At 39.6% G+C, this 7,368-nt stretch carries 6 protein-coding genes and 3 pseudogenes; 3 read left to right on the top strand and 6 right to left on the bottom strand.

The window, feature by feature from the left end; genetic code table 11:
- Nucleotides 1-94 precede the first annotated feature (94 nt).
- Together ABJK37_RS05510 and ABJK37_RS05515 are read left to right on the top strand one after the other, a co-directional pair.
- The gene (locus ABJK37_RS05510; protein ID WP_348350948.1) at nucleotides 95-424 is read left to right on the top strand and encodes a hypothetical protein; all 330 of its coding nucleotides are present in this window, start codon (nucleotides 95-97) and stop codon (nucleotides 422-424) included.
- A 29-nt stretch (nucleotides 425-453) separates the two neighbouring features.
- Nucleotides 454-1,284 (top strand): IS4 family transposase, encoded by an 831-nt coding sequence (locus ABJK37_RS05515; protein ID WP_348350958.1) that lies wholly within the window; start codon nucleotides 454-456, stop codon nucleotides 1,282-1,284.
- A 40-nt stretch (nucleotides 1,285-1,324) separates the two neighbouring features.
- Here the strand turns inward: ABJK37_RS05515 and ABJK37_RS05520 are convergent.
- Nucleotides 1,325-1,393 (bottom strand): annotated as a pseudogene (locus ABJK37_RS05520) (Type I secretion system protein TolC); the annotation flags it as partial.
- A 139-nt stretch (nucleotides 1,394-1,532) separates the two neighbouring features.
- Entirely contained in the window at nucleotides 1,533-2,213 is a 681-nt protein-coding gene (locus ABJK37_RS05525) for a cyclase family protein (protein WP_348350950.1), read from the bottom strand.
- 125 nt (nucleotides 2,214-2,338) lie between these two features.
- Between ABJK37_RS05525 and ABJK37_RS05530 the strand changes: the two are divergent.
- Nucleotides 2,339-2,569: pseudogene (locus ABJK37_RS05530) on the top strand (FAD-dependent oxidoreductase); the annotation flags it as partial.
- Between the two features lie 274 nt (nucleotides 2,570-2,843).
- Here ABJK37_RS05530 and ABJK37_RS05535 read toward each other — a convergent pair.
- The 4 genes and pseudogenes from ABJK37_RS05535 to ABJK37_RS05550 all read right to left on the bottom strand — a co-directional run.
- Complete coding sequence (locus tag ABJK37_RS05535) at nucleotides 2,844-4,040, bottom strand: glycoside hydrolase family 88 protein (protein ID WP_348350952.1); 1,197 nt, start codon at nucleotides 4,038-4,040, stop codon at nucleotides 2,844-2,846.
- A 42-nt stretch (nucleotides 4,041-4,082) separates the two neighbouring features.
- On the bottom strand, nucleotides 4,083-5,102 hold the full coding sequence (locus ABJK37_RS05540) for an Ldh family oxidoreductase (RefSeq protein WP_348350954.1): 1,020 nt from the start codon (nucleotides 5,100-5,102) through the stop codon (nucleotides 4,083-4,085).
- A 315-nt stretch (nucleotides 5,103-5,417) separates the two neighbouring features.
- Nucleotides 5,418-6,314, bottom strand: a complete 897-nt coding sequence (locus tag ABJK37_RS05545) for a LysR family transcriptional regulator (protein ID WP_348350956.1) — start codon at nucleotides 6,312-6,314, stop codon at nucleotides 5,418-5,420.
- A gap of 403 nt (nucleotides 6,315-6,717) precedes the next feature.
- Nucleotides 6,718-7,368, bottom strand: a pseudogene (locus ABJK37_RS05550) (hypothetical protein); the annotation flags it as partial.

Here is a 7,368-nt window from a genome sequence, read left to right on the forward strand (position 1 = left end):
GAAATAAGTTGGTAAGTCATTGTTAAAATAATTTGGAACATTCAAGGTATTTGGTGATCAGATCAATCGCCAAACATCTCTAAAGACCAATACCATGAATGAAGTTGTTATTTTGAAGAAGTTCCTTACAGCTGTCACGCCTAAAATGCATAAAGTTAGACGAGCGTCATTAACGAGTTGTGTGAGCAGTTTGTTAAATGGAGCTACAGCCAGTGTAACCTGCATGGGACGTGGGATTTCATCAGCAGCATATGAAAAACATCGCATCAAACGAGCCGACCGTTTATTGTCTAATAAACACATTGTGAATGAACAATTATCTATTTATCGAGCAATCTATACGCAATATGCGAGTGCTTCGTCACGCCCTATTATTCTGATTGACTGGTCGGATTTAGACAGCATAAAGGCTGCTTTTTGCTAAGGGCTTCAGTGGCCTTTAATGGCCGAGGAGTGGCTATTTATCAAGAAGTTCATGGTATGAATACAAAAGAAAAACGGTGTACGCACAAGGCATTCTTGACAAAACTAAAGACGATTATCAATGACGACGCTAAACCGATAATTGTTACCGATGCCGGCTATAAAACGACTTGGTTTAGAGAAGTCATCGCATTGGGCTGGGACTTTGCAGGAAGAATCCGAAAGCCAATGATGTACGTTAATCAGAAAGAAGATTGGGAGCATACCTCTGAGTTATACAAGCGAGCTACTAGCCAACCTATAGGATTCACCAGCCAAATTTGTCGCAGCCAACCTTTAACATGTACCTTGGTGTTATTTAAAGGCAAAAACAAAGGGCGGCATAGTTTAACTCGGCATAACATTGTCAGACAATCTAAGTACTCAAAGATCCATGCAAGAGGCGCTACAGACCCTTGGTTAATTGCCACCTCACTTCCTCGAACCAAGTCTTTAGGTAAAAAAATAGTCGCCATTTATCGACTGCGTATGCAAATTGAAGAAGAGTTTAGAGATATCAAAAGTAGCTTATTTGGATTAGGTTTTGAACATCATAAAAGTCGATTCGTGCACCGTATTGCAGTACTCATCCTCATTGCCACACTTGCCAGTATTCTGGCTAACATTATAGGCTTGGCAATGTTCATGGTTGGCTTACATCGTCGTTATCAAGCGAACACTATTAAGATTAGACGAGTATTATCGTTTCACTATTTAGGCTTGCGAGGCTTCGTAGATAAGCATTTCATATTACTTTGCGAGCAATATGAAATGGCAGAATTAAATCTCAGAGCTATGATCGCAGATAATTTTAATGATTGAATATTCGTGGGGATTCGTCAGTCTCTGAACCTATTGATTTGCAGCGGGAAACACAATGGTAATAAGGCGTATCGATTAAACTGACTTGGTTTTTACGTGGTTGAGGCATAACAGACCATCCGTGGTTGTTTGAGAACCTTAAAGCTTAGAACAAGGCCACGTTTTTGCTACTTTTTAAGAATGGGTGTCTTCTTTGCCCTTCTAAAAATCGAGTAGAAGCCGCTAGAATCGCTCATCAAAACGGCTGGTTATGATAAAGCTATTTTAGCAAAAGCTCGCACCGGAAATGTGCCTACTCCAGTAATTTTGGGTGGTACGGCAAAAAATCTAAATCCGCTTGAAGGCAGTTGATCTAAATTCGTCATATGTTCAACAATCAGCACATTGTTTCCCAGTAAATGTTTGTGTACTGGGCGTAACATGCCTCGTGTATCGTCGATGTTGTGGGTATCTATTCCCACCAATTTGGCGCCATTATCCACTAACCAAATTGCTACTTGCTCAGTGATAAAAGCGTGGTTTTCAAAATAATGCTCAGTGTTCCAATGTTGGCTCCAGTTGGTGTATATCAATACTGCTTTGCCCGCTACATCCAAACCCTTGAAGTTGTCTATACCAATTTCTATTTGGTCTTTTACATTAACCACAACTGCAGGTAAGTCTGCTAAAAGCTCTAACGCTAAGTCACCCAAATCATCACCTTGGGGATCAAAGTGAAAAGGAGAGTCCAGATAAGTGCCAGTATTACTGACCATTTCAATTTTACCTATTTGTACTTGGTAATCATCACCGTAGATTTCTTTTGATTTTTCGCGGCTTAAATAGTCGCACATGATAGGCGGGGGTAAGCCTTTATAGGTAATTAAGCCATCGAATATGCGATGACTTAAATCAATCAGTTCGTTAGTTTTTAGTGTGGTATTTGACATAAGTAACCTATCTTCTTTGAGTGTGAATCTTAGCAGTAATTTATCACTTATTACCTTATAATCTCGGCCATAATTAACACCTTTTAGATATTTCCTTGAGAACAGAAGTGTTGAACAGCGAAGTTTTGAATAAAGTTGATGTAGTAGTAATAGGTGCAGGTGCTGCTGGTTTGTTTTGCGCAGCGCAAGCGGATAAACGTGGGCGAAGCGTATCTGTGCTTGATCACGCTAAACGTATTGGTGGTAAAATTTTAATGTCGGGCGGCGGTCGGTGTAATTTTACTAATATGTATGCCAGCCACGAAAACTTTTTGTGTAACAACCCACACTTCACCAAGTCATCACTAAGTCGTTTTGTTACAATGGCTGTCTCGATAAGCGCTTCGATAAGCGCTTGTGAATAGATTATGAGATGACAGCAATATGTAAGCTTGTATTGGTGGAGACGAATTTCCAATTCGAAATTATCATGATGACAGATTTGGAACATTGTTTGAATATGACTAAAGAATCCAGACAAAAAGGTTTTTCTATTGCACTTGATGATTTTGGTTCTGCTCAATTAAGCTGAAATAACATGCAAGATTATTATTTCTATCGTCCAATTTCAGTATCTGAATTCACCCTAGATTAATCAAAACTCTCCATTACCGAAGCAGCCATTAATACTCCCACATAACCATGAGAATATTGTTTTACTTGGGCTCTTGGAACACTAATAGGAGCAATATCAACATAAGCTTGATAGTTGTTTTGACTACTCATTCCTGGCGCAACTGAAGTGACTTGCGGCCCGTTATCTGAGTAGACTTTAATGTACTTATTCAATCCTTGCCAGCCGGCTGTGGCTGCAGCTAAATAATCATCAGAAATTAATCCTAAATCAATACCTTTTTTGATTGCATAAATCATCATTCCACTGCCGCTAACTTCAGGGTAATTACCTTTTTGTTCATATTTATCAAGGACTTGATACCATAATCCGGTTTTAGGGTTTTGTGCCTGTGTAATACCCAGCACAACTCGCTTAAACAGGGTGTGGATCTTAGAATACTTTGGATGAGTTTGAGGTAAATATTCCAATATATCTACCAATGCCATTGAAAACCAACCTGAAGCCCTTGACCAATGTTGCGTTGCTTGGCCTGTTATTGGATCTGACCAAGGTTTACTTTTTTCATAACTCCAAGCATGAAAAGCCAGATTATTCTTTATATTAAAAGACCGTGCCGAAACAAGTAATACTTGATTTAGTGCCATATCCACAGTATTTGGCTCGTTAAAAGTTAACCCATAACGTACTAAAAATGGGTCTTTCATGTATAACCCATCTACAGATGCCACATTTTTGTATTTCACATTATTTTTATGCCAAAAGACCCCATCTGGTGTTTTAGCAAATACGGAGGCGTGATTTTCATTACCCATAATATGATCCCGCATGGTTTTAGCGGCCAGCCGATACTTTTGTTGCCCAGTTATTTCATATAAAAAAAGACACACAACGCCAGGGTGAATGCCATCTAAAGTGGTTAACAGCCCTGTGATAGTGCCATCTTCATTAACATAATCATCTGCAAATCCCTTGATGTACGCTAAATAACTAGGTTTTGGGTTCTGTCGATATATCTTTTCAATACCATGTAACACAATACTATTTGAATGATCCCAACCGTGTTTAGTGAGTACATTGATAGTAGGTTGATGCCGTTCGATAATGGCGTCTGCTGTCCATACTCCTATGGTTTTATTAGCACGAGACAAATTAACTGCACACGCAGTGTGACTGAATGCAAGAATAACTATTGCAATAACAAGCTTGTTCATATATTCACTTCTATATTTATCATGTTTAAAATAACGACCATGCTAAAAGGTCACATTAACCGCTTTTAATTGGTCAATGATTTCTTCATGCAAAGGTATCCCTTTCAGTAAGTTTTCTTGTTTTGCCTGCCAACCTCGTTCACTTGGGTACTTAAAATTTGGCGTACTGTTTTTTAAATGCGTAAACAGATCTGCCGTATGTTGATAAAAGTGCTCTAGAGCAACAAATTCACTAACGTTAAGTGCAATAAATATCTTACTCGCATATGGATCAACACCACTGTTATCTTTGTTCAATAACTGAAAACTAAAAGCGCTGCCGGCTAAAGTAGCTGTGAGCATTTCCATCATCAGTGCCAAACCTTCACCTTTATGCAATCCCATAGGCCAAACGGCACCAGCTAGTATATCTTGCGCGTCCGTACTCGAATTACCTTGTAAGTCGTAGCCTAATGGTTCATTCAATACTGTCCCTTCTCTTAGCATTGTGGCCACTTTTCCTACTGCTGCTTGACTCATCGCCATGTCTAATACAATGGGGTGCTCACTAATAATGTTAGGAATACCGATAGCTAAAGGATTGTTACCAATAATACGCTGAGTCGCGCCCCACGCAGCCATACTAGGAATAGCATTAGTTGTGCAAATACCGATACATCCTTGCTGCGCTGCACGGCAAGCATATGCATGGCCTCGCCCCCAATGACTGGTATTTTTAGCTAAACAGACGCCCACACCAAACTCTTTGCTCTGCTCAACTGCCCTGTTCATAGCAGTTATGGCGCTATATCGACCAGGCCCATTGTCAAAATCTAGCACACTGATTGCACCAAAAGATTTAATCACTTTTTCAGATGGCGTAACCGACAATCGCCCATCGTTAATTGCAGCTAACAAATTAGGTAACATTCGTACACCATGAGAAGGCACACCTAGCAAGTCTGCCTCAACCATTATACTCGCTTCTATATCCGCTCGTTCAACCGATAAGCCGGCTTGTTGCAAACGAGCAGATATTCTTTTACATAAAGTAGAATGTTGAATGAAAACGGAATTTGCCATAGTACCTGCCATAACCTTTGTGAACTAAATACAAAGCTTAGCGTCAAGATAAAAAATAAAAAACACTCATATTAAAAACACTATGTTTACTGTACGTAGACAATAGAATAAAAACCTTAACCTGAGTTCGATGTATGGACTCCGGCACCCTAGCGAAGCGACAAGGGTGTTAACCAAAAACGAAAGGAGTCCGTATAAAAGATAGGATGTGTCGTTCAAATACAATTTAATATTATAATTCAACGCCTCAAGACACAAAATAGCGTTATCGAGAAGCTCGGCTTATTCAGAATTCGGGTAATTTTTGGAATAAGATCAGTTTGGTAGCGAGTGACATTTATATAGCGCAAAATCTATGAAACATTGTACTTTTTGCGGGATGTGCTTGCGATGTGGATAGATTAAAAATGTATCAAAAATCATGGGGGCATAATCCTTAAATAGCTCAATAAGTTCACCTGACGCCAGTTCTTCATGTACCGGAATTTTAGCGATGCGACCAATCCCTCCTCCAGCTTTAATGATGTTAGCAACAACTTGCGGGTTATTACTTGCCAAGTTGCATTGCACATCTAAAGTATGTTGCTCGCCATTTTTCGTCACAAATGTCCAATTCTGACCATCTTGCATATTGTTATCTATTACGCATTTGTGTTCGCTTAGTTCATCCGGCGTCAAAGGGGTATTACGATTTTCAAGGTATGTTTTAGATGCGCAGATAATCATAGGCCATTTAAATAGTGGTCTTGCAATCATATTAGAATCTTCAACCCCACCACTTTTTATACGAATATCAATGTCTTCTTGCAACATATTAACCGCTCGATTATTGAGAACTAGCTCCACTTTGATTTCAGGATATAGGTCAGAAAAATCTGGTAATAATGATGAAATGATATGTTCTCCAATGGCAATAGGACAACTAATCCGCAACAACCCTTTTGGACTTGATTGTTTTCGAAGCACATCATCCAACATAGTGTCGTAGTGTTCTAATAATTTTAATGCATGTTGGTAATACTGAATTCCCGCGTCTGTCAAAACATTTGAACGAGTATTTCTATTAAAAATGCGAACATCTAACTCGGTTTCAATTTGGCGAACATACTTGCTGACCAATCCCTTAGAAATACCTAGTTTTTCTGCAGCAGCAGTAAAAGAACCAGTATTTACGACTGCTATAACCGTTTTCAAACCATCCAACGTATCCATTAGTCACCACTATTATGTTACATGAGGGGTAACCCCATCGATGTCGATATATCTTGTCCTTTAGGGTAACCTGCACCATTATTTACTTCATTAAAATATGTACTGGCTCGCTATTTTGTTAAACGTTTCAATATTAGTGTCTAGCTCTTCCAATTGACGCTTTACATGAATGAGTCAGCACCCAACCTAGACACCCAAAACAATAAAGTACCCAATTGTTTCAAAATCAACAAGCATCAAGTGGTGTCAATATGTGTTCTTTTGGGTGTTTAAACCAAAAGTTTTGGAGCAACTGTGGGTTGATAGGTTATATGTGCTTAAACCTGTGATTTAGTTCAAGTTTCAGGCAGCAGAATTACGCTTCCATAGTCTGGAAGTGGATGATGTGAATTTTAGTTGTGACTCAAGCTTGTTGTAATAGCACCCTCGCTTTTGTCATTCCTCGTATGCGTTGATGGTCGGTGTGGTGTTTAAATTGTTGTAGCATGTGTTCGCTACCAACGGCGGTATGAAAGTGTTGTTCGAACTCAGTGGTTAAGGTTAACCATTGTTCTGAGTTAAGGCCAAGGCGCGCAAGAATGGGATTATGGTGCTGTTCGATATGGCCTGCTTTATCTTCTCGAATACATCTACCGGTTGTATCTACCAATTCACAGTAATCAATCAGGCTGTAAGCGATACCTTTTGGCATGTCTTGTCTGTGATTGCTTACAAAACGCATCAACTTTTTGGGTTGTTCACCTTTGATGAGCGAGTGAATACGGGTTTGAATACTGGTGTGTTTTGAGGTTTCAGGTGTGCTTTCCATTTTGGCTCTAATAGGGTTTAAATCCACATAGGCTATACAGGCTAACACGGCACTTTCATCTAACAATGCTTGTGATTTGAATCGCCCTTCCCACAAATTTATAGAGAATAAATTTGAACAGCTTTAGCTGGCCCGAAGGGTGAGTGCCATGGATGGCAACGAATAAAACCGGCCTGTGCAACCATCCTCTTTATTGGCTTCGCGGGCAATGTGCTCATTGAGGTTGCGCATCAGCCAGCTTATGTC

The sequence above is a fragment of the Paraglaciecola sp. genome (genome assembly GCF_039964565.1).
Taxonomy (GTDB): domain Bacteria; phylum Pseudomonadota; class Gammaproteobacteria; order Enterobacterales; family Alteromonadaceae; genus Paraglaciecola.